General features: G+C 71.9%; 21 protein-coding genes and 2 pseudogenes. 9 read left to right on the plus strand and 14 right to left on the minus strand.

Features of this window, described 5'->3' with window-relative positions:
* Nucleotides 1-59: 59 nt before the first annotated feature.
* Together IPJ17_03350 and IPJ17_03355 are read left to right on the plus strand one after the other, a co-directional pair.
* The gene (locus IPJ17_03350; GenBank protein ID QQR74642.1) at nucleotides 60-986 is read left to right on the plus strand and encodes an ABC transporter ATP-binding protein; all 927 of its coding nucleotides are present in this window, start codon (nucleotides 60-62) and stop codon (nucleotides 984-986) included.
* Entirely contained in the window at nucleotides 983-2,023 is a 1,041-nt protein-coding gene (locus IPJ17_03355; GenBank protein QQR74643.1) for an ABC transporter permease, read from the plus strand. The genes IPJ17_03350 and IPJ17_03355 overlap by 4 nt, the downstream gene beginning before the upstream one ends.
* On the opposite strand, the gene IPJ17_03360 is transcribed toward IPJ17_03355, so the two are convergent.
* A complete protein-coding gene (locus tag IPJ17_03360) occupies nucleotides 2,024-2,695 on the minus strand; it encodes a class I SAM-dependent methyltransferase (protein QQR74644.1) in 672 nt (223 codons plus the stop codon).
* A 99-nt stretch (nucleotides 2,696-2,794) separates the two neighbouring features.
* Between IPJ17_03360 and IPJ17_03365 the strand changes: the two genes are divergently transcribed.
* Nucleotides 2,795-3,352: a hypothetical protein gene (locus IPJ17_03365; GenBank protein ID QQR74645.1), complete on the plus strand. Its 558-nt coding sequence runs from the start codon at nucleotides 2,795-2,797 to the stop codon at nucleotides 3,350-3,352.
* Between the two features lie 60 nt (nucleotides 3,353-3,412).
* On the opposite strand, the gene IPJ17_03370 is transcribed toward IPJ17_03365, so the two are convergent.
* Entirely contained in the window at nucleotides 3,413-4,372 is a 960-nt protein-coding gene (locus IPJ17_03370) for an aspartate/glutamate racemase family protein (protein ID QQR74646.1), read from the minus strand.
* Between the two features lie 109 nt (nucleotides 4,373-4,481).
* Here IPJ17_03370 and IPJ17_03375 point away from each other — a divergent pair, with 109 nt between their 5' ends.
* On the plus strand, nucleotides 4,482-5,471 hold the full coding sequence (locus IPJ17_03375; protein ID QQR74647.1) for an ABC transporter ATP-binding protein: 990 nt from the start codon (nucleotides 4,482-4,484) through the stop codon (nucleotides 5,469-5,471).
* Nucleotides 5,468-6,235, plus strand: coding sequence for an ABC transporter permease (locus IPJ17_03380; GenBank protein ID QQR74648.1), 768 nt, complete (start codon nucleotides 5,468-5,470; stop codon nucleotides 6,233-6,235). The genes IPJ17_03375 and IPJ17_03380 overlap by 4 nt, the downstream gene beginning before the upstream one ends.
* Nucleotides 6,236-6,275: 40 nt before the next feature.
* On the opposite strand, the gene IPJ17_03385 is transcribed toward IPJ17_03380, so the two are convergent.
* The gene (locus IPJ17_03385; GenBank protein QQR74649.1) at nucleotides 6,276-8,645 is read right to left on the minus strand and encodes a hypothetical protein; all 2,370 of its coding nucleotides are present in this window, start codon (nucleotides 8,643-8,645) and stop codon (nucleotides 6,276-6,278) included.
* A gap of 545 nt (nucleotides 8,646-9,190) precedes the next feature.
* Nucleotides 9,191-10,993 carry a hypothetical protein gene (locus IPJ17_03390; GenBank protein QQR74650.1) on the minus strand — a complete coding sequence of 601 codons (1,803 nt, stop codon included), beginning with the start codon at nucleotides 10,991-10,993 and terminating at the stop codon, nucleotides 9,191-9,193.
* 526 nt (nucleotides 10,994-11,519) lie between these two features.
* On the opposite strand from IPJ17_03390, the gene IPJ17_03395 reads away from it, so the two are divergent.
* The 3 genes from IPJ17_03395 to IPJ17_03405 all read left to right on the plus strand — a co-directional run bounded on the left by IPJ17_03395 (nucleotide 11,520) and on the right by IPJ17_03405 (nucleotide 15,865).
* Complete coding sequence (locus IPJ17_03395; protein ID QQR74651.1) at nucleotides 11,520-14,294, plus strand: insulinase family protein; 2,775 nt, start codon at nucleotides 11,520-11,522, stop codon at nucleotides 14,292-14,294.
* A gap of 114 nt (nucleotides 14,295-14,408) precedes the next feature.
* A complete protein-coding gene (locus IPJ17_03400) occupies nucleotides 14,409-14,897 on the plus strand; it encodes a DUF4442 domain-containing protein (protein QQR74652.1) in 489 nt (162 codons plus the stop codon).
* Nucleotides 14,894-15,865 (plus strand): nitronate monooxygenase, encoded by a 972-nt coding sequence (locus tag IPJ17_03405; protein ID QQR74653.1) that lies wholly within the window; start codon nucleotides 14,894-14,896, stop codon nucleotides 15,863-15,865. The genes IPJ17_03400 and IPJ17_03405 overlap by 4 nt, the downstream gene beginning before the upstream one ends.
* Before the next feature lie 50 nt (nucleotides 15,866-15,915).
* Here the strand turns inward: IPJ17_03405 and IPJ17_03410 are convergent, their stop codons facing one another.
* The 10 genes and pseudogenes from IPJ17_03410 to IPJ17_03455 all read right to left on the minus strand — a co-directional run bounded on the left by IPJ17_03410 (nucleotide 15,916) and on the right by IPJ17_03455 (nucleotide 23,429).
* A complete protein-coding gene (locus IPJ17_03410) occupies nucleotides 15,916-16,125 on the minus strand; it encodes a hypothetical protein (protein QQR74654.1) in 210 nt (69 codons plus the stop codon).
* Nucleotides 16,122-17,576, minus strand: coding sequence for an FAD-dependent oxidoreductase (locus tag IPJ17_03415; GenBank protein ID QQR74655.1), 1,455 nt, complete (start codon nucleotides 17,574-17,576; stop codon nucleotides 16,122-16,124). Before IPJ17_03415 ends, IPJ17_03410 begins: the two co-directional genes overlap by 4 nt.
* A 167-nt stretch (nucleotides 17,577-17,743) precedes the next feature.
* Nucleotides 17,744-18,118 carry a hypothetical protein gene (locus IPJ17_03420; GenBank protein ID QQR74656.1) on the minus strand — a complete coding sequence of 125 codons (375 nt, stop codon included), beginning with the start codon at nucleotides 18,116-18,118 and terminating at the stop codon, nucleotides 17,744-17,746.
* A 51-nt stretch (nucleotides 18,119-18,169) separates the two neighbouring features.
* A complete protein-coding gene (locus tag IPJ17_03425; protein ID QQR74657.1) occupies nucleotides 18,170-18,661 on the minus strand; it encodes a DinB family protein in 492 nt (163 codons plus the stop codon).
* Nucleotides 18,658-19,155 carry a PaaI family thioesterase gene (locus IPJ17_03430; protein ID QQR74658.1) on the minus strand — a complete coding sequence of 166 codons (498 nt, stop codon included), beginning with the start codon at nucleotides 19,153-19,155 and terminating at the stop codon, nucleotides 18,658-18,660. The genes IPJ17_03425 and IPJ17_03430 overlap by 4 nt, the downstream gene beginning before the upstream one ends.
* A 7-nt stretch (nucleotides 19,156-19,162) precedes the next feature.
* Nucleotides 19,163-19,570 carry a hypothetical protein gene (locus tag IPJ17_03435; GenBank protein ID QQR74659.1) on the minus strand — a complete coding sequence of 136 codons (408 nt, stop codon included), beginning with the start codon at nucleotides 19,568-19,570 and terminating at the stop codon, nucleotides 19,163-19,165.
* Nucleotides 19,571-19,950: 380 nt separating this feature from the next.
* Nucleotides 19,951-21,273 (minus strand): annotated as a pseudogene (locus tag IPJ17_03440) (acyl-CoA dehydrogenase family protein).
* 21 nt (nucleotides 21,274-21,294) lie between these two features.
* Nucleotides 21,295-22,323 carry a zinc-binding dehydrogenase gene (locus IPJ17_03445; GenBank protein QQR74660.1) on the minus strand — a complete coding sequence of 343 codons (1,029 nt, stop codon included), beginning with the start codon at nucleotides 22,321-22,323 and terminating at the stop codon, nucleotides 21,295-21,297.
* 97 nt (nucleotides 22,324-22,420) lie between these two features.
* Nucleotides 22,421-22,768 carry an EamA family transporter gene (locus IPJ17_03450; protein QQR74661.1) on the minus strand — a complete coding sequence of 116 codons (348 nt, stop codon included), beginning with the start codon at nucleotides 22,766-22,768 and terminating at the stop codon, nucleotides 22,421-22,423.
* Between the two features lie 217 nt (nucleotides 22,769-22,985).
* Nucleotides 22,986-23,429, minus strand: a pseudogene (locus IPJ17_03455) (EamA family transporter).
* Nucleotides 23,430-23,529: 100 nt separating this feature from the next.
* On the opposite strand from IPJ17_03455, the gene IPJ17_03460 reads away from it, so the two are divergent.
* Nucleotides 23,530-24,135: an ABATE domain-containing protein gene (locus IPJ17_03460; protein QQR74662.1), complete on the plus strand. Its 606-nt coding sequence runs from the start codon at nucleotides 23,530-23,532 to the stop codon at nucleotides 24,133-24,135.
* The last annotated feature ends 29 nt before the right edge of the window (nucleotides 24,136-24,164 follow it).

Genomic DNA, 24,164 nt, shown 5'->3' on the forward strand with positions numbered 1-24,164 from the left:
TCATCGAGAGTGGGCCGATCCGCTTCCTGCGTCCGCGGCGGCGGATAGACTTCACCCCCATGTCGCCCGCCCTCGAATGCCGCGGACTCGTCAAGCGCTACGGCGATCTCGTCGCCGTGGACGGCCTCGACCTCGCCGTCGAAGCCGGGGAGTGCTTCGGACTCCTCGGGCCGAACGGCGCCGGGAAGACGACGACCGTCGAGATCTTCGAGGGGCTGCTCGCCCCGAGTGGCGGCGAGGTCACCGTGCTCGGCGAGCACTGGCACGGCGACGGGCGGGCGCTGCGCGCGCGGCTGGGGATCCAGCTCCAGGAGACGAAGTTCCCCGAGAAGCTCCAGGTCGGCGAGATCGTCGACCTTTTCCGCAGTTTCTATCCGCGCGGGCTCGAACCGGCCGAAGCGCTGGCGAGCGTCGGTCTGACGGAGAAGACGAAGGCCTGGGTGCGCACGCTCTCCGGCGGGCAGAAGCAGCGGCTCTCGCTCGCCTGCGCCCTCGTCGGCGACCCGGAGGTGCTCTTCCTCGACGAGCCGACGACCGGGCTCGACCCGGCCTCGCGGCGGCAGATCTGGGAGATCGTCGAAGCGCTCAAGCGGCGCGGCCGGACCGTGCTCCTGACCACGCACTACATGGAGGAGGCCGCGCGTCTCTGCGATCGGGTGGCGATCGTCGATCGCGGGCGACGGCTCGCTCTCGGCACCCCCGCCGAGCTCGTCGCGTCGCTCGGCGCCGAGCACGTCATCGAGCTCGCGGTCGACGGCGAGCTCGACGCCGCGGCGCTGGCCGCGCTCCCCGGCGTCGAGGCGGTGCGCCACGACGAGGCGCTCTGGCGGCTGACGGTGCGGGACGTCGCTCGCGCGGTGCCGCCGCTCCTCTCGCTTCTGGCGACGCAGGGGCTGACGCCGCAGCGGCTCGCCACCCACCACGCGACGCTCGAGGACGTCTTCCTGGCGCTCGCCGGTCGCGGCCTCGAGGAGGGTGCCACGTGAGCCGACTCGCGCGCTCGTCGCTCTTCCAGCTCACCCGTGCCCGGGTCGCCGAGTTCCTGCGCGAGCCGGAAGCGGTCTTCTGGGTCTTCTTCTTCCCGGTGCTGCTCGCCGTGGCGCTCGGGATCGCCTTCCGCAACAAGCCGCCGGAGCCGGTGCAGGTCGGCATCGAAGCCGGCAGCGGGGCGGAGGATCGGCTCGCCGCGCTAGGCGCCTCGCGCGAGCTGCGCGCCGAGGTGCTGTCGCACGACGAAGCCCGGCGTCAGTTGCGTGTCGGCAAGATCGCTCTCGTCGTCCTCGCCACCGACCCGCCGACCTACTGGCTCGATCCGACGCGGCCGGAGAGCCGTCTCGCCCGACTCGAGGTCGATGCGGCGCTCGAACGCGCCGCCGGGCGCGAGGACCGCTTCCGCCCCGCCGAGCTGGCGCTCGACGAGCGCGGCTCGCGCTACATCGATTTTCTGGTTCCCGGCCTGCTCGGCATGAACCTGATGTCGACCGGCATGTGGGCGATCGGCTTCTCGCTGGTGCAGCAACGGGTCGGCAAGCTGCTCAAGCTCTTCGTCGCCGCACCGATGAAGCGCTGGCAACTGCTCGCCGCGCAGGTGCTGGCGAGGCTCGTCTTCCTGGCGCTCGAGGTGGCGATCCTCGTCACTTTCGCGGTCTTCGCCCTCGACGTGCCGATGCGCGGGTCGCTCGCCGCCTTCGCCCTCGTCTGTCTCGTCGGGGCTGGCGCCTTCGTCGGCGTCGGGCTGCTCACCGCCGCACGACCGAAGACGATCGAAGGGGTCTCCGGGATCATGAACCTCGCCATGTTCCCGATGTGGATCGGCTCCGGGGTCTTCTTCTCGATCGAGCGTTTCCCCGCCGCCGCGCAGCCGTTTCTGCGCGCCATTCCGCTGACCGCGCTGAACGACGCGCTGCGCGGCGTCATGCTCGAAGGAGTCGGGATCGTCGCCGTCCTGCCGCAACTCGCCAACCTGGCGATCTGGGGTGGCGTCTCCTTCTTCGTGGCGTTGCGGATCTTCCGCTGGCAGTAGCTAGCCCGGCTCGGCTCGCGCGTAGATGCTGACCCACCGGCCCGCCGGACTGGCGAAGCGTGTCCCGCGCCAGTCGGCGGTGCGCTCGCGCAGCACGAGTCCCGCGTCCGCCGCCATCGCGTCGAGCTCCGCCGGCGAAAAGCACCGCATGCGCACACGGTAGAGCCGCGCGCCGAGGGAGGTGTCGAGGCGGTGGGTGGACTCCACCGTCCGCTGCTCCTCGCCGGCGAACGGGCCATAGAGCTCGAGTGCCAGGACGCCATCGGGGGCAAGCGCGCTCGCCGCGTTGGCCAGCGCCCGGCTCTGCAGGGCGGGGTCCGGCAGCAGGAAGAACGAATTCACCAGCGAGAAGATCAGCCGGTAGGGGCCGCCGAGGTCGCAGTGCGTGAAGTCGCCGAGGACGAGCGGGATGGTGTCGCCGCCCGCCTTGGCACGCAGCCGCTCGACCATGGCCGGCGAGGCCTCCACCCCGGCGACAGCGACCCCGCGCGCCGCGAGCGCGAGAAGCGCCCGGCCGGTCCCGGCCCCGAGATCGAGCGCCGGCCCACCGCGGGCAAGGGCGAGCAGGCCCTGAAGCGTGGCCGCGTCGAGCTGCGGGTAGATCTCGTCGTAGAAGTCGGCGCACCCGTCGCCGTAATCGGCGGCGCTCCACGGCTCCGGATCGAGAAGCATCGGGACGCCAAGGTAGCACACGGTTTCGGGGTGCCGAGCATGCCGCGCAACCTCGCGGGTTGCGCCCACGTAGAATCCCCCAACCTTCGGAGGAGCCCCATGCACCGTCGCCGCGTCGTTTCGCTCGGACTCGCTCTCGCCGTCTCGTCCCTGCTCTCCGCCCTGCCGGCAGCCGCCCAACACGACCACGCGGCGAGCAAGGCCGCGACCTCGCCGTCCGCCGCCGCGCTCGCTCGCCTCCAGGCCCTGGCGGGCGAGTGGATCGACGTCGACGGCTCGACCGGACAGAAGGACAAGGTCGTCGTCGTCTACCACGTCACCGGCGCCGGCTCGGCGGTGGTCGAGACCCTCTTCCCCGGCACGCCGCACGAGATGACCACCGTCTACCACACCGACGGCGACGACCTCGTGCTGACCCACTACTGCGCTGCGGGCAACCAGCCACGCATGCGGGCCCGCAAGCCGTCGGGCGACAAGCTGGTTTTCGAGTTCGACGGCGGCACCAACCTCGACCCGGCCAAGGACATGCACATGCACTCGGGCTTCGTCGCCCTGCTCGGGCCGGACCGCGTCGATGCCGAATGGCAGGCCTGGGTCAACGGCTCGCCGGACGGGGCTCATGTCGCGAAGTTCCATCTGGCGCGGAAGAAGGGGTAGGCGGGCTGAGCGGGCGCTCGCGGGTCTTGGGGGACAGGCTGAAGCCTGTCCCCTCATCGCTCAGCCGTCGAGGCCGGTGAAGGGGAAGAGGTCGCGCCGCAGCTCGTAGTTGCGGAGAGCCAGGGCGGTGGCGGGCGAAACCGGTTCGACGAGCTCGGCGATCGAGCGGATCTCGCCGGGGAGCGGAATCGCTCGCGAGACGACGCGCACGGAGACCTGCGGGTCGATCGCAGGCTGCCGGGCCGGCGTGGGGAAGAACAGCTCGCTCATCTTCCGGTTCGGATCCAGCACGTCGACCCGCTCGGCCCCGGCCCGGCGCAACATCGCAGCGAAGATCGCGGCGCAATAGCCGTAGTGCGTGCAGGCGAGCGCCGCGACGACCGGCGCTCGACCCGTCCGCGCCACCGCCTGCCGCGCGAAGCGAGCGATCTCCTCGACGACGCCGACGCTCCGCCCTTCGAGCTCGATGCGGCTCGCCAGTCCCGGGCAGGGGAGTGGCACGATCCGTTCCTCGGCGACGCCCGCGGCGGTGAGGGCACGCTGATGAGCGCCGGCGTCGATCGTCGTCTCGGTGGCGAAGAGGACCGCGACCGCTTCCGGCTCCTTCGCCAGGTGCTCGGCCACCGCCGCAACCCCGAGCTCGACGATTCCCAACACGGGCACCGACTGCGCGGCGAGCACGCGACTCTCCGGAATCAGCACCGACAGGGTGTTGCAGGCGACCAGGAGCATGTCGGGACGGCCCTCGCCGAGCATCCCGGCGAGCGCGTCGTCGAAGACCGCGAGCTTGCGCGCGTGCGAGGGCATCTTGTTGTAGCCCTGGCCGGTCTCGCCGAGAGCGCTCACGAAGTCGAGCCGCAGGGTGCGGTAACGGCCGGTGCCCCGCCCCGAACGCTCGAGCTCGGCGACGACCGAGAGGCCGCCGAGCCCCGAGTCGGTGACGAGCAACTGGAGGGAATCGCGCACGAGGAGTGGCGCGACCGCCCGTTCGGTTCTCACCTCCATGCTCGATTCACTCATCGTCCGGCTTCGCTTTCCGACGCGGCTTGTCCTCGATCCTATCCGTCCCTCCACTCGGCGGAGAGCAGAAGCGATAGCATGTGCCGCGCCTGCCGCGACCAGAGCTGCCATGCCCCCCACGATCTTCGTCGAGAACCTCCGCAAGACCTATCCGGGAACGCGCAAGAGCGCGCCGGTCGAGGCCGTGCGCGGAATCTCCTTCTCGGTCGAGCGCGGCGAGCTCTTCGGCCTCCTCGGACCCAACGGCGCCGGCAAGAGCACGACGATCGGCTGCCTGACCACGCTCGTCCAGCCGAGCGGCGGACGAATCTCGATCGGCGGCGTCGACGTCGCCGGCGATCCGATCGCCGCGCGGCGGAAGATCGCCGTCGTCCCCCAGGTGCGCAATCTCGATCGCGACCTGTCGGTCCGCGAGATCCTGCTCTTTCATGGGCGCTACTTCGGCCTGCCGCGCGCCGAGCGCGAGGCACGCTGCGCGCGGCTGCTCGAGGAGCTGCAACTGACGGACAAGGCCGACGCCAAGCCCGCCACCCTTTCCGGCGGCCTGCAGCAGCGGGCGCTCGTCGCCCGCGCGCTGATGCACGATCCCGAAGTGCTGCTGCTCGACGAGCCGACGATCGGCCTCGATCCGCAGGCACGGCGGCTGCTCTGGGAGCTCCTGCAGCGCTTGCACCGCGACGGGCTCACCATTCTCCTCACCACCCACTACATGGACGAGGCCGACCGGCTCTGCGAGCGCCTGGCGATCGTCGACCACGGCGAGCTGCTGGCGCTCGACACGCCGCAAGGGCTGAAGGCGCAACTGCCCGGGGGGCAGATCCTCGACCTCTTCGTGCGCGGCCAGGCTCCGGTGGCACCCCGCCTTGCCGCCCTCGACGGTGTCCTGCGACTCGAGACGGTCGCCTTCGGCGGTCAGGACGAGGGCCGAGGCGACGATCTCGAACGGCTGCGGCTCTTCGTCGCGCCGGGCGAAGGCCTCCTCGACCGCGTGCTCGCCACGGTGCGCGCGGCCGGCGCCGACCTCCACCACGTGAGCCTCACCGCGCCGAGCCTCGAGGACGTCTACATCCACCTCACCGGACGGGAGCTGCGCGAATGAGCCCCTTCCTGGCGATGCTGTCGCGCGATCTCCTGGTCGCCCGACGGCACGCCCTGCCGATGCTGCTCGGCACCCTGACGCAGCCGGTGCTCGTCGTGCTCGTCTTCGGCAACCTGCTGCCGCGGATGGGACTGGTCTCGGACGGCTTCCGCACGGTGATGGTCCCGGGCTTGATGGCGATCGCCATGCTGATGGCCGGCGTCCAGGGGGTGTTGATCCCGCTCGCCCAGGATCTCTCCGGCTCGCGCGAGGTCGAGGAGCGGCTGCTGGCGCCGATCGGCGTCGGCGCCGTCGCCTGCGAGAGGATCGTCGCCGGCGCCATCCACTCGGCGGCGGCGGGCCTGCTCGCACTGCCGGCGATGATCGTCCTCATGCATCAGACGGCGGGGATCGCCGTTTCGCCGCGCTGGGGCGTGCTGGCGCCGGTCGTCCTGCTCTGCGGCCTGCTCGCCGCCGCGTTCGGCCTGACGCTCGGTTCCCTCGTGCAGCCGCGCTTCTCCGGCCTCCTCTTCGCCGTGGTGCTCGGACCGATGATGCTCTTCGGCTGCGCCTACTACCCGTGGAGCGGCCTCGCGGCGATCGGCCCGCTGCGCTTCCTCTTCCTGCTCAATCCGCTGACCTTCGTCTCCGAGGGGCTACGCCTCGCCGTCACCCCGGAGGTGCCGGCGATGGCCGCGCCGCTGCTGCTCGCCGGGCTCTCCGGCTACACGCTCCTCTTCACCCTGCTCGGCGCCCGCGCCTTTCGCCGGCGGACGATCCTCTAGCTCGATCCCGGCCGGGCGCTCCGGAGCGGGGCGAGCGGCCTCACGGCAGCTCGCAGAAGCCGTACGAGAGGCCGTAGAGCCGGAGCGTGGCGCTACCGCCGTTGGAGACGACGCGCAGTGACGCCTCGTCGTCCGGCAGCGCGTAGGTGCCGTCGCATTGCGGCGGGTAGCTCACCTCGACCCGGGTCGATTCGCCCGAGGCGAGAACGAAGGGCGGTGCGCCGCGTTCGGCGGTCGCGCCGAATCGGGTGGCACCGGCTCCTTCGAGGCGCAGCGCGCTCACCGTCAGGGGGGATGCGCCGACGTTCTCGAGGAGTGCCCAGCGGCTCGGCGCGACGGCCGGCTGACCGGCGTCCCGTTTGATCCAGATCGACGTCGGGAGCGCCGCCAGCTGCGGTCCCGCGATCCCCGTGACGGCAACCACGCCGACCACGTCGAGCGGCGTCGACGGGTTGGCCGGATCGATCGCTCGCACTCGCACGCGCGCCTCGCGGGGCCCCGTGCCCGACGGCGTCGCGGTGACGACGATCCGTCGCTGCGCTCCCGGCGGCAGCTCGAATGGGGGTTGGGTCTGAGCGTAGGCCGAGACCCAGAAGGGACGAGCCAGGCTCCCGGGCTCCGGAGCGAAGCGGGCGGCCGGATCGTCGCGCAGCAGCAGGTCGCCCACGAGGGTCCCGGAGCTGCCGCCCAGATCGAGCGACTCGCTCCCCGCGCCGCGCCGCGGGTCGCCCCAGCTCACCGAGATCTGGCCGCCCTCATCGGTGACACGGATCAGCTCCTGCGCTGGCGCGGCGGGGACCCAGGCGAGCGCGAGGCCGTTGCCGTCCGGCTTGCCTTCGATCGGCAAGGGGACCGGCACCGGGTCGCCGACCACGACCCAGGAGAAGTCCTCGGGATGAAGGGACGTCGGATCGAGCGCCACCGCCGTGATCTGAAGGGTGCGGCCACCGAGGTTCTCGAGCGTCAGATCGCCCTGTGCCCAGTCCCCGACCTGTAGCGGTCCGAGGTTGCGCACCGACGTCGAGCGGAGCGCCGCGCCACGAGCCCGCGCGACGAGACGGAAGCGGACGAAGAGCTCCCGATCCGCCGGCAACGCCGGCACCGTGGCCTCCCAGCGGATCGGCCGCGTTACCGGCGGATCGAGGTCGAGCACCGAGAGCGCGTAGGTCGGCGTGAGCGCTCGCAACGCCGGCCCGTCGAAAGCGCAGTCGGAGCTGCCGCTCAGCGGGTCGACGAGAAAGCCGAAGCGGCCGTCGCGCTGCCTGCCGGTGCAAGCCACGATCGCGTCGCCGCCCGAGCGCGGAATGGTGAGCACCAGCCGGTCGCTGGCTGGCCGCACCACCTGCTCGCCGCCGCCGCCGATCCGGCGCGAGACGATCTCGACGCTCTCCACCCGCACCGTCGGAGTGAAGTTCTCCTGCCAGCGCACCGGCCCCTCGCCGATCTCCGGATCGACCTTGGTGTGCCACGCGTACCGCCCGCCGCCCGCGGCGGTGAGCGGTCGCGCGATCTCGCGCCGCCCCGCCACGTGCATCACCGCCGGCGAGAACCAGAGCTCGGGAGGGGTGCCACCGAACGGCGCGTCCGGATGGAGCGAGGCCCGATACCGCGTGTCGCCCGTCGGCACGACCCCGACGCCGGGTAGCGCGCAAGCGGCGAAGCGATCGCCGAGGAGCGCACCCCCTCCCTGGACCTCGCGCTCGTCGAGCCGTCGAGCCGGGCCTGCGGGCACTCCGGAGGGGCAGCGACCGTCGGCGTCCGGCGGCGAGACGAAGGCATCGAGGGCCAGATCGAAGTAGGAGGGTGCCACGGCGCACCAGATCGGCTGATTGCGATTGCTTTCCGGATCGTCCCGATTCAGCGTCAAGGCGAGCGCCATTCCCGTTCCTCCGCCCTGCCCCTTGCCGCAGATGCGGCTGTCCTCGCTCCGTGGCGCTCGCTTCGGATCTTCGAAGAGCATGCGCGCGTCGGGGCTCGAGAAGGAGCAGAGCCCGATCTCCTCGTAGCCTTCGACGAAGAGCTCGCTGGCCAGCCCTGCGCTGCGGTCGATCTTGCCGACGAGCTCCCAGGACAGGCGAAGCTCGTCGGCGCCGAGGCTCTTTCCCGCCGGGTCGCGCTCGACGCCGACGAAGAGGCAGGGGGTCTGCACCAGGTTGCCGTTGCCGGACGGGCGCGAAGCGGCGACCGGCAGGAGCGGGCTCACCAGCCCCTGGTCGCTGCCGTCGCGGAAGAAGCCGCGCGAAAGGTCGGTTCCGACATCTTGCGGAGTCAGCGGATGAAGGTCGCTGCGCACTCGCTCGTTGAAGCGTGCGGAGTTCCAGGCGATCGTCAGGTCGTCGGCGGGCATGCAGGCGAAGGTCGAGAGGGCAAGTGCGCAGCAGCAGAGACGGGCGATGGCAACTCGGGACATGGCGAACCTCGATGACGGAGGGAAGGCTGTGGCAGCATCCGCGGCGTGCACCGCCGAATGCCGTTTCTCGTTCTGGGGCTCACCGCCGCGGCGACGACCTGGCTGCTGCCGGGCTCCGTCGCTCGACTGGCGTGGACCCGGACGGCGATCGCCGGCGGCGAGCTCTGGCGTCTGCTCACCGCGCATTTCGTGCACGCCACGACGGCGCATCTGGTCGTCGATCTCGCTGCGCTGGCGCTGGTCGCCCTGCTCGTCGGCGGGGAGCTCACCGCGTCGGACTGGTGGCTCGTCGCCCTCGCCAGTGCGCTCGGCAGCGGCCTTGCCGTGCTCTGGCTTTCGCCCGCAACGCTCGCCTTCGCGGGCCTCTCGGCGGTCGTCCACGGTTTGCTCGCCGCTGGCTGCACAGCGGCTTGCCTTCGCCGGAGCCCTCTCGGCTTCGCGCTGGCCGCCGCGCTGGCGCTTAAGCTCGCGCTCGAGCGCTGGGGGGGCGCAGTGCCGGCTCTCGCCCTCGCTCCGGCGGCGGGGATCGCGCACGCCGCACATCTCTACGCCTCGGTCGCCGGTGCCGCCGCGGCGTTCCTGCTGGCGCGGCGGAGAAGGAACGTGCTCGCCGCGAGCAGGGCGAGCGCCGCGAGCGATCCCGGATCGAACCTGGCGAGCAGCAGCGCGATCAGCGCAAGTGGTCCAGCGAAGGAGGGATCGGAGGAGTAGAGCAGCAGGGCGCGGGTGCGCGTCGCGTCGATCGCCGCTCCCGGGCTCGGAGTCGCATTGGCGAGCTGCACCACGAAGCGTGCGCTCGGCAGCCCGTCCGGCGGGGTGAACGCCGCGCAGCGCACCCCCAACTCCCCGTCGGCCCATCCGAGCTGCAGCACCGTGGCATCCGGCGAGTTGGCGTCGAGCGAGATGCGCAGCTCGACCCCCGCCGGCCCGACCCCGTCCCCTTCCCGCTGCGCGCAGAGGTCGATGGCGCCGCTTCCCGCCAACACGTACTGGCGCTCGGCACGGGCGAAGAGCGTCACCCCGGCGGACGTGTGCACCGTGACGGCGAAGTTGTCGAGGGCGTGCACCGCCGTGCCGGCGGCGGTCGAATCGCTGACCGTGCGCCGCAGGTAGCCGAAGGAGAGCGGTGCCGCCGTCGCCGAGAAGTCCGGGTGGCCTGCGCTGCCGTCGTCGAGCGCGGCCGCGGTCAGCCCGCTCCAGCTCGCCGACTGCCAGGCCGCGCCGCTGAAGCTCGTCGCCGCCGAGCGGTAGGCCACGCCGCCCTGAAAGACGACGAAACCCTCGGCGACCGACGAGACGCCGTCAGCCTGAAGGAGCGCATGCTCCCACGTCGCGTCGATCGAGCCCACGGCCCCCGAGGCCGTCGGGTCGAAGCTCCCACCGAGGAAACGGTGCACCACCTCGACGCTCTCCGCGCCGCCGGGCGACGCGGCGACGTGATGGCTCATCCAGCGGCTCGGCGCGGGATGACCGATGCTCGGCGACTGCATCACCTCGTGCGAGCCCGCCCCGACGGAGGCGCTCGCCACCTCCCAGTCGGCGACTGCGAAGACGCTGTCCGTGAAGGCGACGTCGGCGGCCGAGCCGGTCCTGGCGAAGAGCAGGAAGAGCGGGAAGAGCGCGAGCCGCACCCCCGCGGCGCGGCCGCGGCGACCGCCGCGCAGAACCACGAGAGCGGCAAGCGCCAGCAGGCCGGCGAGCCGAGCCAACCCTCCCGGCGGCAGCGTCGGGATCGCCGGTGGCTGGGGGCCGGTCGGAACGACCCCGCCGATCAAGGCGAGTCCGCTCGGAACAGCAGGCGCCGCGACGAGTTGCCCGTTCGTCGTGTCGAGGACCGAGAGCGCGGTGCCGGCCGGGTGCGTGGCGTAGAGCCTTCCCGACTCGGCGTAGAAGAGGTCGAAGGCGGGCCCCGCCGCGAGGTTCCAGGTGGCGACGAGCGCCGCGCCCGTCGCATCGAAGACGGCGATCGTCGGCGTGTTCCAGGCCGCCACGAAGACGCGGCCGCCGCCCTGCGCCACGCCGCGCGGCCCACCCGCGACCGGCAGGGTGGCGATCACCGTGGCGCTCGGCAGATCGACGACCGAGACGGTGTCGTCGCCGAAATTCGCCACCCAGGCGCGATCGCCGACGAGAGCGACACCCGCGGGGAAGGCGCCGACGGCCACCTGGGTAGCCGTCCCCGCGGCGAGATCAACGATCCAGGCTCGGTCCTCCCCGTAGGCCGTCACGACGGCGCGCGTGGCGTCGCAGGCCAGGGCGAGCGGCTGTGCGCCAACGGCCACCGACCCGAGCGAGGCGCCGCTCTCGGGAGCGAAGAGGTCGATCCGATCGGCCTGCGTCGCCGCCATCGCGAGGCGTGCGTGCCGCAGAAGGCGAGACCCGCCGCGCCTGGGCCCGCCGGCAGGTCGAGCGGCGCCACGGCCCCCGGCGCAAAGAGACGGACGATTCCCGCGGAGGCATCGGCCACCGCCCATCGCCCGCTCGCCGACTGGGCGGCAACTCCGGACGGCAGGCTTCCCGCCGCGATCTCGCGGGGCCCCTCGACGCCGGCGAGATCGACGAGCACCGCGCTCGCGCCCGCCGGACGCGTGGCAAGGAGGTAGGGAGCCGCGGCGAGGGGGGTAGGGGTCAGCACCGGCAGGACCGGCAGCGACAGGAGGACCAGCAGCGCGGGCAACGGAAGGAAGGGGACGGAGCGACGGTGCATGCAGCCTCCAGGGATCGGCGTTCCCCAGCAAGACGCAACCGGTCGCCGATCCGTCGCAGCCCCCGGGGGGCTCGCCCCTCCGGCTCGTGGGGTGTAGCCTTTCCGGGTTCGCCGCGCCCCGTCCGCGCGGCCCCACCGCCCGTCCCAACCCCCGACCCGGAGGACCGATGCGCCAGCTCTCGATCGTCCTGCTCGCCCTCGTGGCGATCTCCGCTCTCGCCGCCCCGCTCGCGGCGACCGCCCCGCCCCCGGCCGCCAAGGCCGCTCCGCGGACGATTCCCGACGTTCCCTACGAGAGGTTCACCCTCGCCAACGGCCTGACCGTTCTCTTCCACCGCGACACCAAGGCGCCGATCGTGGCCGTCAACGTCTGGTACCACGTCGGCTCGAAGAACGAGAAGGTCGGCAAGACCGGCTTCGCGCACCTGTTCGAGCACCTGATGTTCAACGGCTCGCAGAACTTCAACGACGACTACTTCAAGGCGGTGGAGAAGGTCGGGGCGACCGACCTGAACGGCACCACCAACGTCGACCGCACGAACTACTTCCAGAACGTGCCGAAGGCGGCGCTCGACTACGTGCTCTTCCTCGAGTCGGATCGCATGGGCCATCTGCTCTCGGCGATCGACCAGGCCAAGCTCGACGAGCAGCGCGGCGTGGTGCAGAACGAGAAGCGGCAGGGCGAGAACCAGCCGTACGGACGCGTCTTCAGTCTGCTCTCCGAGCAGACCTACCCCGCCGGCCATCCCTACTCCTGGCCGGTGATCGGCTCGATGGCCGACCTCGACGCCGCTTCGCTCGCCGATGTCCAGGAGTGGTTCAAGACCTACTACGGGCCGAACAACGCGGTGCTGTCGATCGCCGGCGACGTCACGCTCGACGAGGTGAAGGCGAAGGTCGAGAAGTACTTCGGCGACATCCCGCCAGGGCCGCCGATCGGCCGCCACGAGCGTTGGGTAGCGAAGATGAGCGGCGAAAAGCGCGCCATCCTCGAGGACCGCGTGCCGCAGGCGCGGCTCTACATGGTGTGGAACGTGCCCGGCATCGGCACGCCCGAGCTCGACCGGCTGCAGCTCGCCGCCTCGATCCTCTCCGAGGGGAAGAGCTCGCGCCTCTACAAGCGGCTGGTCTACGACGACCAGATCGCCACCAGCGTCGCGGTGTTCGCGGCCGGGCGCGAGATCGGCGGGCAGGTGATCCTGCAAGCCACGGTCAAGCCGGGCGGCGACCTCGCGGCCGTCGAGAAGGCGGCGCGCGAAGAGCTCGCGCGCTTCCTCGAGCAGGGGCCGACGCCGGTCGAGCTCGAGCGCGCCCAGACCTCCGCCTACTCCGGCCTGGTGCATGGGCTCGAGCGCATCGGCGGCTTCGGCGGCAAGTCCGACGTGCTCGCCACCGGCCTCGTCTACACCGGCGATCCGTACGCCTACAAGAAGAGCCTGGCGACGAAGCTGGCGGCAACACCGGCGGACGTTCGCGAGACGGCCGCGGCCTGGCTGTCCGACGGCGTGCACCTGCTCGAAGTGCATCCGTTCGCCAAGCTCGGTGCCGCCGGTCGCGGTGTCGATCGCTCCGCTCTCCCTCCGGTGCCGGCTCCGGCCTCGCCGAGCTTCCCGGCGGTGGAGCGCGCCAAGCTCGCCAACGGTCTCGAGGTGGTCGTGGCGCGACGCACCGGCGTGCCGACGGTGGAGCTCGACCTGATCGTCGACTCCGGCTACGCCGCCGACGCGGGCGGCACGCTCGGAACGGCGGCGCTCGCCGTCGAGATGCTCGACGAAGGCACCACGACGCGCTCGGCGCTTCAGATCTCAGACGAGCTCGAACGGCTGGGCGCGTCGCTCGAGACCGATTCCGGGCTCGACAGCGTCGACGTGTCGCTCTCCTCGCTCACCGAGAACCTCGACGACTCGCTCGCTCTCTTCGCCGACGTGGTGCTCCATCCAAGCTTCCCGCCCGCCGACTTCGAGCGCATCCAGAAGCAGCAGCTCGCCGCCATCCAGCGCGAGAAGGTCAATCCGAGCGCGATGGGCCTGCGCGTGCTGCCCGCCCTGCTCTACGGTGCGGGCCACGCCTACGCCGTGCCGTTCAGCGGCACCGGCACGGAGAAGTCGGTCGCCTCGTTGACACGCGATCAGCTCGTCGCCTTCCACCGCACCTGGTTCAAGCCGGGCAACAGCACGCTGGTGGTGGTCGGGGACACGTCGCTCGCGGCGCTCGCGCCGAAGCTCGAAAAGCTCTTCAGCGGCTGGGCCCCCGGCGAGGTGCCGAAGAAGAACGTGGCCAACGCCACCGTCGCCCCGCGCAAGGAGATCTATCTGATCGACCGCCCGGGCTCGCAGCAGTCGGTCATCTTCGCCGGCCTGCTCGCCCCGCCGAAGAAAAGCCCGGCGGACACCGCGCTGCAGGCGTTCAACTACGCCCTCGGTGGCACCTTCACTTCGCGGATCAACATGAACCTGCGCGAGGACAAGCACTGGTCGTACGGCGCGCGGATGACCATGCCCGACGCCCGCGGCCTGCGTCCCTACTTCGTCAGCGCCCCGGTCCAGGGCGACAAGACGAAGGAGGCGGTGGCCGAGGTCGCCCGAGAGCTCGCCGGCATCGTCGGCGAGAAGCCGTACACCGCCGACGAGCTCGCCAAGGCCAAGACCGGTCTGACGCTCACCCTGCCCGGCCGCTGGGAGACGAACGGCGCGGTGCTCGGCTCGCTCGCCCAGCAGGTCCAGTTCGGGCTTCCCGCCGACTACTTCGCCACCTATCCGGCCGCGGTACAGGCGCTCGACGTTGCCGCGGTGGAGAGTGCCGGCAAGGCGGTGATCGATCCGGCCCGGGTCGTCTACCTCGTCGTCGGCGACGCCAAGCAGATCGAAGAGGGCCTGCGCTCGCTCAGCCTCGGCGACGTTCGGCGCCTCGACGCGGACGGCAATCCGCTGCCGGCCAACTGAGCCGCGGATTCGCCCGGCGGGGCGAGCGCTCCGAGACGCTCGTCCCGCCCCGCTTCTCGCCTGGGCGGGGCGTCGGCGGCTCCTCGCCGCGGCGCGGCAGGGTAGGATTCTCGGATGCCCCAGCCCGCCGAGCTGCTCTCGCTCTGGCGCCGCCTCGAGCCTCTGCCGGGCGGCCGTCGCCTCTTCTCGTTCCTCCTCGGCCGCGCCGCCCGCTACACCGGCTCGATCGCGCCGCGCGTCCTCGAGCTCGCCCCCGGGCACGCGCGGGTCGGCCTGCGCGACCGGCCGGCGGTGCGGAACCACCTGCGCTCGGTCCACGCCGTGGCGCTGATGAACCTCGCCGAGGTGGCGAGCGGACTGGCCACCATCTCGTCTCTCCCCCCGGGCGCGCGCGGCATCCTCGCGGGGCTTTCGATCGAGTACCTGAAGAAGGCCCGCGGCCCGCTCGAGGCGGTCTGCGATGCGACGATCGAATACACCGGCGAGCGGCGAGAGGTGCCGGTCGAGGCGGTGATCCGCGACGCGACGGGCGACGTGGTCGCGCGCGCCACCGCCCGCTGGCTGATCGGACCCGAAACCCCGAAGGGAGCAGCCAAGCCATGAGCCGCGAGACCCCGCTCACCCGCCACGCCGGCATCGAGGTGCCGCTGCTCTGCGGCGCCATGTACCCGTGCTCCAACCCCGAGCTCGTCGCTGCGGTCTCCGAGGCCGGCGGCCTGGGGATCGTCCAGCCGATCTCGCTCTCCTACGTCCACGGTCGCGACTTCCGCGAAGGGCTGCGCCGGATCCGCTCGCTCACCGCCAAGCCGATCGGTCTGAACGCGATCGTCGAGAAGAGCTCGCGCACCTACGAGGAGCGGATGAAGCAGTGGGTCGACGTGGCGATCGAGGAGGGCGTCCGCTTCTTCGTCACCGCTCTCGGCAATCCGCGCTGGGTGGTGGAGAAGGCACACGGGTGCGGCGGCATCGTCTACCACGACGTGACCGATCGCCGTTGGGCCGAGAAGGCGCTCGCCGAAGGCGTCGACGGTCTGATCGCCGTCAACCGCCGCGCTGGCGGGCACGCCGGCAAGCTCGATCCGCAGACCGTCCTCGACAGCCTCGCCGACCTCGGCGTGCCGGTCGTCTGCGCCGGCGGCGTCGGCGACGAGAAGGGCTTCGCCGAGGCGCTGGCGATGGGCTACGCCGGCGTGCAGATGGGCACGCGATTCATCGCCACCGCGGAGTGCCGGGCGCACGACGACTACAAGCAGGCGATCGTCCGCGCTCGTGAGGAGGACATCGTGCTCACCGAGCGGCTCTCGGGCGTTCCCTGCTCGGTAATCAAGACACCGTACGTCGAGCGCGTCGGCACCACCGCCGGCCCGATCGGCCGCTTTCTGCTCCGCGGCCGCCGCACCAAGCACTGGATGCGCACCTTCTACGCCCTGCGCTCGCTGCCTCAGCTCAAGAAGGCCTCGCTCGAAGGGATGGGCTACAAGGACTTCTGGCAGGCCGGCAAGAGCGTCGCCGGGATCGACGCCGTGCTCCCGGCCGCCGAAGTCGTCCGCCGCTGCGCCGCGGCGATCTGAGCTGCGCCTCGGGCGCCGGAGGATGACGGCCCCCGGCGCCGCAAGGCCGCTCATCGAACGACGGCGCCTCCTCCGCTCTTCGCTCCCGCGTGACCCTTGGCGAGGATGCGGAGCATCTTCAGGTTGATCCACACGAAGCGCCAGAGTTGCCAGGGAAGGAACGTCCGCCAGAAAAGCCGGAAGCGCGTCGGGACGGGAGCGTAGAAGGCCGGGCTGCCGCGCAGCCCGAGGGGTGTCGGGGGGGTCGGTTCGGCGCTCATTCGGGGATCAGGCTCCATCCGGGGCGCAGCCGCGCCTTGTAGAGGAACAGGTGGTGCAGCAGGATCTTGATCCAGTGTCCGGCGAGGCCGATCTCGCCGAAGGTGTGACGAAGGTCGCGGCCGTAGTCGGGATAGCGCTCGAAGTCCGGGACGATCGGGAAGACGGTCATCGAGGCGGCCGTCCCGGTGAACGGATTGGCTCCGGCGGAGGCGACGCATGCCGCGCCCATCTCCGCCATCGAGGCGCTCCGCGTCGGCGCCGGGGCACCTTCGATCATGTCGACGACGCTGCGCGCGACCGCCTTGCCGATGGTGGCCGACGGCATGCCGGTGCGCGGCGGTGCCGGGGCGATCGGCGCGCCGCTCGGCGCCTTGCGCGGTCGCGAGATGGGATGGGGCGGTGCGAAGGCGATGCCGGCAGCGAAGAGGTTCGGGTAGGCCGGAGACTGGTAGGTGCGCGGCCAGTCGCGGCTCCTCCACTCCTCGTACGGACGCGGCGTGTAGTCGGCATCGACTTTCATGAAGCCGTTCGGCTGGAAGAGCCTCTCGGTGATCTCCACCCCGTCGCGGGCGTAGGCGCGCAGGCCGACGCCGCGGAACGGCGGCAGCAGCATGGCGAAGTCGAAGCCGTGCTCGCGCCGCTCGCCCTCGAGCGTCTCGTAGTCGATCCGTCCTTCGGCCACCTCGTGCACGTGGGCGCGGGTGATCCACGTCAGCCCGCGTTCGGCGAAGAGCGACTCGGTGAAGATCTTGCTCGGCGTCACGAAGCCGCCGTAGCGCAGGTGCATGCCGCCCATGCCGAAGTCGCCGAGCTCGTACTCGTTCGAGACCCAGACGATGTCGGCGCGATCCCGCACGCCCCGGGCGCGCAGCTCGAACTCGAGATTGACCACGTACTCGAATGCCGCGCCCTGGCAGGTGCAGCCGCCGTGCCCGGTGCCGACGAGGAAACGCCGTCGTTCGCCACGACGCATGCGCTCGACCTCTTCGTCGAGCGCGCGGGCGGTCTCGGCGGCATGCGACTCGGTGCAGACGGAGAGCGAATGCCCGCCCGGGCCGAGGCCCGGCGTGGCGGCGAAGTCGAGCTTCGGCCCGGTCGCATGGATCAGGTAGTCGTAGGGGATCTCGATCCGGGCGCCGGCGTTCGCCTCGCGGGTCGACTCGACGACGACGAACGGGTCGGTGCGATCGCCGCGCCCCTCGGGGTGGATCTCGACCGCGCGCGCCTGCTCGAAGGCGATGCCGCTGCGGGCGTAGACCGGGGCGAGGTCGAACGTCACCTGCTCCGGTCGCAGCAGCCCCACGCCGACCCAGATGTTGGACGGGATCCAGTTGTAGTGCGGCAGCGGCGAGACGACGGTGACCTGGGCGGCGCTCGGCAGCCACTTCCGCGCGAAGGCCGCGGCGGTGTGACCGGCGACACCGGCCCCCAACACGACGACCCGCGTCACGGGTCAAGCTCCGTGCTTCGGCTCATTTCCCCTCCTTGCCCGCGGACGAAGAGTTCCGCGGCGATCGGCATGGACCTGGAAATGAGAGTCTGAAGGGCTGGTTTTGGTTCCCGATTCCGGTCAGATTCCGCGTCGACGCGACGCGGCAGCGCTCGCGGGGACGTGCGTCAGCGGGTGCGTCGGCCGACGAACCAGCCGAGGAGGGCGCCGAGCGCCGCGCCGCCGAGGATCCACCGCAGCGGATTGGCCGGGATGAAACGGGTCTGCTCGGCGCTGATCTCGAGCACGCCCACCGGCGTCGCTGCGCCACCGCCACCCGCGCCGGCCGACTTGTCCTCCCCCGCCGCGGTGATCCCCTTCTGCGTGTCGCGGCTGGCGCCGAGCCCGCCGCCGAAGCCGAAGGCGACCCGGGCCACCGGAATCAGCGTGCGTCCGGCGACTTCGATCGGCTCGCCGTAGACCTGCTTGACCGAGGCGCCGGACTGGATCCGCTCCGCGAGATCCTGCAGCCCACCGCCCATCGGACTCTTTCCCTCAGGCATGGCCCTTCTCCTCGTCGTCGGTGGCGCGCAGTATAGCGGGCGCTCTCCGGGTCATCCGGATGCGTTCGCGAGTCGCTTGAGCAGCTGGATCTGGCCAGCGTGGTAGAGGTCGTGCGCCGCCGCACCCTGGATCACCCGCCCGAGCGGGAACGGACTGCCGGGAACGCGGCGGTCGAGGTCGCGCGGCGCGAGGGCGGCGACCGCCTCGCGCAAGCGGCGGTGCTGATCGACGAGGAGCTGTCGATCCGCTTTCCAAGCCGCCTCGGTCGCCTCGCCGGGGCACGGACGCGCGAACCAGTTCGACCCTCCGAGGGCGAACGAGCCGCGCTTCTCGCCGGTCACCCGGCGCCAGACCGCGTACTTCCAGTAGGCACAGTGGACCGCCAGCTCCCAGGTGTTGTGTCGCTCCGGAGCGGGGCGCCAGGCCGCGGTGGCGACATTCACCCGGCGCAGAGCTCCCCGCAGGTTGGTGCCGTGCCAGGAGCGGCGCTCGAACGCCTCGTCGAGCGCGGCGACGAGCAGGGCGATGGCCGTCGAGGTCATCGCTCGGTCGGCGCGACGGCCGCAGCGCTCGGGAAGAGGTGCTCGGGTACCTGGACGGCGACAATCTCGCCGCGCGCACAGACCGCGCCGTCCGCCCGCAGGAGCGCCTCGACGACGACTTTGCGCCCCTTCACCTCCTTGACCCGCCCCCGAACCTCGAGCGTCACGCCGAGCGGTGTCGGCTTCAGGTAGTCGACGTGAAGCGAGGCGGTGAGAAAGCGCAGCGGCGGCTCGCTGTCCATCGGACGTCCGGCGGCACGGTAGGCCGCCGCCGCGGCGGTGCCGGTGCCGTGGCAGTCGATCAGCGAGGCGATCAATCCGCCGTAGACGAAGCCGGGGATGGCGATGTATCGCGGGTCCGGCGTGTGGACGCAGACCGACTCGTCGCCCTCCCAGTAGCTGCGGATGTGGAGCCCGTCGTCGTTCAGGCGCCCGCAGCCGTAGCAGTGGGCGAGCGCCTCGGGGTAGAAGTCCTGGAACGCCTGCTCGCTCATCCGCCGTTCAGTCCTTTCCCTTCGCCCCGCCTGGGGTGCGGCAGTCGCCGAGATCGACGGCCACCCGGCCGCGGTCGACCGGGTCGAAGCGCACCGGCACCCAGTTGCCGGCCTGCAGTTGCGGCAGGGTGAGACGGGACACCCGGGTGCTCGCCGGCGCGTCGAACGCCTTGCCGACGGACGGCAGGACCCGGAGCGAGAGCTCCAGCACCACCGCCTCGCGCGAGGAGCCGGTCGCGACCTCTCGCGAGTCGAGGATGATCGCGCGGGCCGGGAGGCCGGAGACGAGGAGCCCACAGGCGGGATCCGGAACCGGGTCGGGCGCGACGCGACCCGACGCGCAGGCGCCGAGCGTCCCGGCAAGGACGACGAGACCCCAACCGACGAACGAGCCGAGGAGCGGGCGCCGTCTCACGCGACCCCCGCTTCGCTTCCGGCGAATACGAGTCGGCGCGCGCCGACCGCGTCGGTGGCCGGCCCCGGAGGTGCCGAAAGGTGGGAGTCGGCGAAGCGCCGCGCGGCGGCGACTGCCGTCGCCGCCGCTTCGCCGTCGCCGCGTTCGAGCTCCCAGGCCGCCTGGGCGACGAGGAGCGCACCGGCGTACGCCCGACCCAGGCCGAGAGCGAACGCCCGGGCACCGGCCTCGAGCTCGTCGCCACCCTCGGGTGCCGTGCGCCGCCACCACGCCTGACAGGCGCCGGCAAGCTGCCGCAGGCGATGGGCGGCCTCGACCAACGGCCCGCCGCGCGCCGCAGCAAGGAGACGTTCGAGGTCGGCGACGAGCGGCGGCAGAGCATCTTCCCGCGCCGCCGCTCGCAGCGCGTCGAGGGCGAGGACGTTGGTCGTTCCTTCCCAGATGGCGAGCACCTGGGCGTCCCGCAGCAGCACCGGCAGTCCCGTGTCCTCCACGTAGCCCGCCCCGCCGAAGGCTTCGAGTGCCTCCGAGACGCCGGCCACCGCCTGGCGTGCGGTCAGCGCCTTGGCGATCGGCGTGAGCAGTCGCAGCAAGGCGTGCTCGGCGGCGGTCGCTTCGCCGGTCTCCTCGCGGCCGCAGAGCTCGGCGCAGCGGAAGGTGAGCTGCAGCGCCGCGGCATGTTCGGCCGCGAGGCCGGCCAGGGTCTCGACGTGCAGCGGCTGTTCGGCGAGGGTGCGACCGAAAGCCCGGCGCCGTCCGGCGTAGTCGCGCGCCAGTTGAAGCGCTCGCGCGAGATAGCCCGAAGCACAGCAGGCGTTGTAGAGACGGGTGATGTTGAGGAGGGTGGCGATGGTCGCCACGCCCCGTCCGGCCCCGCCGACCTGACGCGCCGGCACGCCGTCGAGCTCGAGCTCGGCGGTGGGCAGCGCCCGCGTGCCGAGCTTGTCCTTGAGCCGCAGCACGCGGACCCCCTGGAGATGGCCGGCCGGGTCGCGCAGCTCGAGGTAGAACATCGTCAGGCCCCGGCTCCCCGCCGGCGCCCCGTCGAGCCGCGCCAGGGTCAGCGCCATCGGCGCGCTCGTCGCCGAGGTGAACCACTTGCTGCCGTAGAGGCGGAAGCCATCGCCCTCGCGACGGGCCACCGTGGCCGTGCCGCTGACGTCCGAGCCACCCTCGCGCTCGGTCATCCACTGACCCGAGGTCCAGAAGGTAGCGGGATCGCGCGACAGGAGACGCGGCAGCGCATGCGCGCGCAGATCGCCTTCGGCGAAGAGCTCGAGCACGCGCGCCGCTCCGTCGGTCATCGCCATCGGGCAGGAGGCGATGGCCGAGCTCGGATGGTAGAGGTAGAGCCGGGCGAACTGATGGACTCGCGAGAGGGCGCCGTGACGTCGCTCGTAGGCGGTGGCGACGATGCCCTCTTCCGCGGCGATGGCGTGCAGCCGCTCCCAGGCCGGCGAGGTCGCGATGTGATCGACGCGCCGCCCCCAGGCGTCGAACGGCACGTGGCGCGGGGGATCGGCCTCGGCCGCGGCAGAGAGGTCGAGCATCTCGCCGGCCGCGCGGGCGCCGAGGGCGCGCAGCCCGGGCTCGATCTCGACGAGCAGGGACGCCGGCAGCAGTCGAGCGAGGCAGCGGCGCAAGGTCCAGTCGGCGTCGTACGGGTTCGACAGGCGAGGACCGTCCTGGAAGAACTCGGCCATGGGAGACCTCCGCGGCAGATGCTACGTCGAGTTGGCGCTGGCGCGGTCGCTCGAATCCAGGGCGTTGGGCGACAGGATCGCCACCGTCTTGCCGACGAGGCGCTCGCCGAGCAGGCCGTGCAGGGCCGCGGGAACGTCGGCCAGCTCGAGCTCGCGAGCGACGGTGGCGCGCACGACGCCGGCCTCGGCAAGCCCGCAGACCTCGCGACCGACTTCGAGGAGTCGGCGGCGCGCGGCTTCGCCGTGGCGATGCGCCGCGCCGAGGGCGAGCTGATGGAACGACAGCCCGCGCCCGAAGGCGTCACGGTAGTGGTGCGGGCGGGCGAGATCGACGAGCTCGACCAGCTCCCCCTCGAAAGCGAGACACTCCACCGCCGCGAGGTCGGCGTCCCAGCCGACGGCATCGATGGCCCGCGTCACCCCGTAGCCGCCGGTGATCTCGCACACCCGTCGCGCCACGTCCTCGCTCCGGTAGTCGATGGCATGGGTCGCCCCGTGGGAGAGGACGAAGGCATGGTGGGCCCGCGAACAGACGGCGATGATCGGCCGCGCACCGAGCAGACGCGCCAGCTGGACGGCGAAGCCGCCGACACCCCCGGAGCCGCCGAGGACCAGAAGCGAGTCTCCCGGCGCCAGTCGCAGCTTGTCGACGAGGGCCCGCCAGGCCACCCAGCCGGAGCAGGGGAGCGAGGCCGCGATCACCGGAGGCAGGCGCGGATGGGCGAGCAGGGTCGCGGCCGGGTGGATCGCGAGCTCGGCGAGCCCACCGTGCGGCGAGAGCATGTCGCCGTGGTAGAGGACGGCGTCACCGACCCGCCAGTGCTCGACTCCGGGACCGAGGGCGTCGATTCGGCCGGAGACGTCGAGCCCAGCGACCCAGTCGGCGGTCATCCCGAGCGCCATCGCCTTCCAGCTCGGCAGCTTCGCGTCGACGGGGTTCAGGCCGCAAGCCGCGACGCGCACGCGCACTTCCCCGGGCCCCGGCGCCGGTGGCGCGATCTCGCGCAAGCTGAAGCGGTCGGTGTCAGGATCGAAGGTCACTGCGCGCATGGCGCACCTCGGGCAGCCTTTCGCCGTTGTCGTCGCCGCGCGGCGGTCGCTGGTCGACTCTCGGGCAGAGGCTTGCGCTCCATTCTGCACCGCTTTCTCACTTGCGGGGGCCCTCGGCGGGGTTCGAATCCGCTCCGGCGTCTCGAAGCCCCGCGTGGGCCGCCCCCAGCTGGGGGTCGCCGTCGTGCGGCCCGGCGCCCCGTTCCCCTCGCTGAACCAGCACCAACGCCACGACGATCACCGCGGTGGCGACGACGAGTCGGCCGCCGAGTGGCTCTCCGGCCCACAGCCAGCCGGCGAGGATCGCCACCACCGGGTTCACGAAGGTGTGGGTCGCGACGAGCGTCGGCGACACGTGCTGGAGCAGCCAGGTGTAGGCGGAGAAGGCGATCACCGATCCGAAGCTGATCAGGTACGCCAGGCCGAGGGCCGAGCGCAGGGACACCGCACCAGGGTCGAGCTCGGCGAGGCTCGCCGGTCAGCGCCGCGAGCACGAGGAGCATCGCCCCTCCCGAGAGAGTCGCCACCGCAGCGCGCCCGAGCGGATGGCTGGGGAGCTTCAACCGCGGCCCGACGATCACCCCGAGCGACCAGGCGAGTGAGCTCAGCAGGGTCGCGAAGGTCGCCCAGTCGACGAGGCGCACGGCGCCGAGCTCGGGGAGCGTCAGGATCGCCACGCCCGCGAGCCCGAGCAGCAGGCCGAGGCCGTTGGCCCAGTTGACGCGCTGGCGCCCGAGCATCGCGCCGAAGGCGAGGATCCAGAGCGCCTCGGTGGCGATGAGGAGCGCGGCGAACCCCGAGGCGATGTGGAGCTCGGCCCAGTGCAAGAGCCCGTGGCCGGCGAGGAAGAAGAGGGCGCCCAGGACACTGCCCGCGATCCAATCGGCCCGACAGGGTCGATAGCCGCGAAGCCAGGCGAGCGAGAAGAGCACCGTCCCCGCCGCCGCGTGGCGCACCCCGGCGGTGAGCAGCGGCGGGATCGTCTCGACCGCGTAGCGGATGGCCAGATAGGTCGTCCCCCAGACGAGGAAGATGGCGACGAACGCCAGGACCAGCAGGTGGCGCGGCGGTGCGGACAGGGGCGCGGAAGGCGACGGGCTCGGCAAGAACGAACCTCCGAAGTGGCGTAATGATGGTTACAACCCTACGCCGCGCTCCTTAACCTGTCAACTGACGTATGCTGGTTAACCGAGGAGGGACACCGCCATGGCGCACGAGTTCACCGCCGGCGACCTGGGCCTCGACTTCGTCAACACGCTCGAGCACCACGAGGGACCGGTGCGAGAGGACGCACTGACGTCCTGGTCGGAGCTCGTCGAGTGGACCGTCAAGGCGGGGCTGGCGAAACCACCGGTGGCCGCCAAGCTGCGTGCCCTGGAAGCGCAGAACCCGCGTGCCGCCGACGGCGTCTTCCGGCGCGCGCTGCAGCTGCGGGAGTGCCTCTATCGGATCGTCACCGCGCTCCTCGCCGAGGGCACTCCCGCGAGCGACGACCTCCGGGTCTTCAACGGCTTTCTCGCCGAGGCGCAGACCGCCGTCGTCCTGCGTCCGGCGTCCGGTGGGCTGGTCTTCGAACTCGCGGTCTCCGCCGAACGCCCGGAGTCCGTGCTCGGTCCCGTCGTGATGGCCGCAGCGCGGCTCCTCACCGCTCCCGAGACGCTCGCGCGAATCCGCCGCTGCGACGCGGAGACCTGCCGTTGGTTCTTCGTCGACCGCAGCAAGAACCGGTCGCGCCGCTGGTGCGACATGCAGGTCTGCGGCAACCGCGCCAAGGCGCGCGAGTACTACCGACAGCATCGCCGGCGCGACTGACCGGAGGCCGGTCGCGCCCCGGAGAGCGC

The organism is Holophagales bacterium, assembly GCA_016699405.1.
Classification (GTDB): Bacteria; Acidobacteriota; Thermoanaerobaculia; order Multivoradales; family JAGPDF01; genus JAAYLR01.

Bases quoted from the DNA above. Each gene is read 5' to 3' on its own strand.
- IPJ17_03350 (QQR74642.1), top strand. From the start codon at position 60: ATGTCGCCCGCCCTCGAATGCCGCGGACTCGTCAAGCGCTACGGCGAT.
- IPJ17_03360 (QQR74644.1), bottom strand. From the start codon at position 2,695: ATGCTTCTCGATCCGGAGCCGTGGAGCGCCGCCGATTACGGCGACGGG.
- IPJ17_03365 (QQR74645.1), top strand. From the start codon at position 2,795: ATGCACCGTCGCCGCGTCGTTTCGCTCGGACTCGCTCTCGCCGTCTCG.
- IPJ17_03370 (QQR74646.1), bottom strand. From the start codon at position 4,372: ATGAGTGAATCGAGCATGGAGGTGAGAACCGAACGGGCGGTCGCGCCA.
- IPJ17_03375 (QQR74647.1), top strand. From the start codon at position 4,482: ATGCCCCCCACGATCTTCGTCGAGAACCTCCGCAAGACCTATCCGGGA.
- IPJ17_03380 (QQR74648.1), top strand. From the start codon at position 5,468: ATGAGCCCCTTCCTGGCGATGCTGTCGCGCGATCTCCTGGTCGCCCGA.
- IPJ17_03385 (QQR74649.1), bottom strand. From the start codon at position 8,645: ATGTCCCGAGTTGCCATCGCCCGTCTCTGCTGCTGCGCACTTGCCCTC.
- IPJ17_03390 (QQR74650.1), bottom strand. From the start codon at position 10,993: ATGGCGGCGACGCAGGCCGATCGGATCGACCTCTTCGCTCCCGAGAGC.
- IPJ17_03395 (QQR74651.1), top strand. From the start codon at position 11,520: ATGCGCCAGCTCTCGATCGTCCTGCTCGCCCTCGTGGCGATCTCCGCT.
- IPJ17_03400 (QQR74652.1), top strand. From the start codon at position 14,409: ATGCCCCAGCCCGCCGAGCTGCTCTCGCTCTGGCGCCGCCTCGAGCCT.
- IPJ17_03405 (QQR74653.1), top strand. From the start codon at position 14,894: ATGAGCCGCGAGACCCCGCTCACCCGCCACGCCGGCATCGAGGTGCCG.
- IPJ17_03410 (QQR74654.1), bottom strand. From the start codon at position 16,125: ATGAGCGCCGAACCGACCCCCCCGACACCCCTCGGGCTGCGCGGCAGC.
- IPJ17_03420 (QQR74656.1), bottom strand. From the start codon at position 18,118: ATGCCTGAGGGAAAGAGTCCGATGGGCGGTGGGCTGCAGGATCTCGCG.
- IPJ17_03425 (QQR74657.1), bottom strand. From the start codon at position 18,661: ATGACCTCGACGGCCATCGCCCTGCTCGTCGCCGCGCTCGACGAGGCG.
- IPJ17_03430 (QQR74658.1), bottom strand. From the start codon at position 19,155: ATGAGCGAGCAGGCGTTCCAGGACTTCTACCCCGAGGCGCTCGCCCAC.
- IPJ17_03445 (QQR74660.1), bottom strand. From the start codon at position 22,323: ATGCGCGCAGTGACCTTCGATCCTGACACCGACCGCTTCAGCTTGCGC.
- IPJ17_03460 (QQR74662.1), top strand. From the start codon at position 23,530: ATGGCGCACGAGTTCACCGCCGGCGACCTGGGCCTCGACTTCGTCAAC.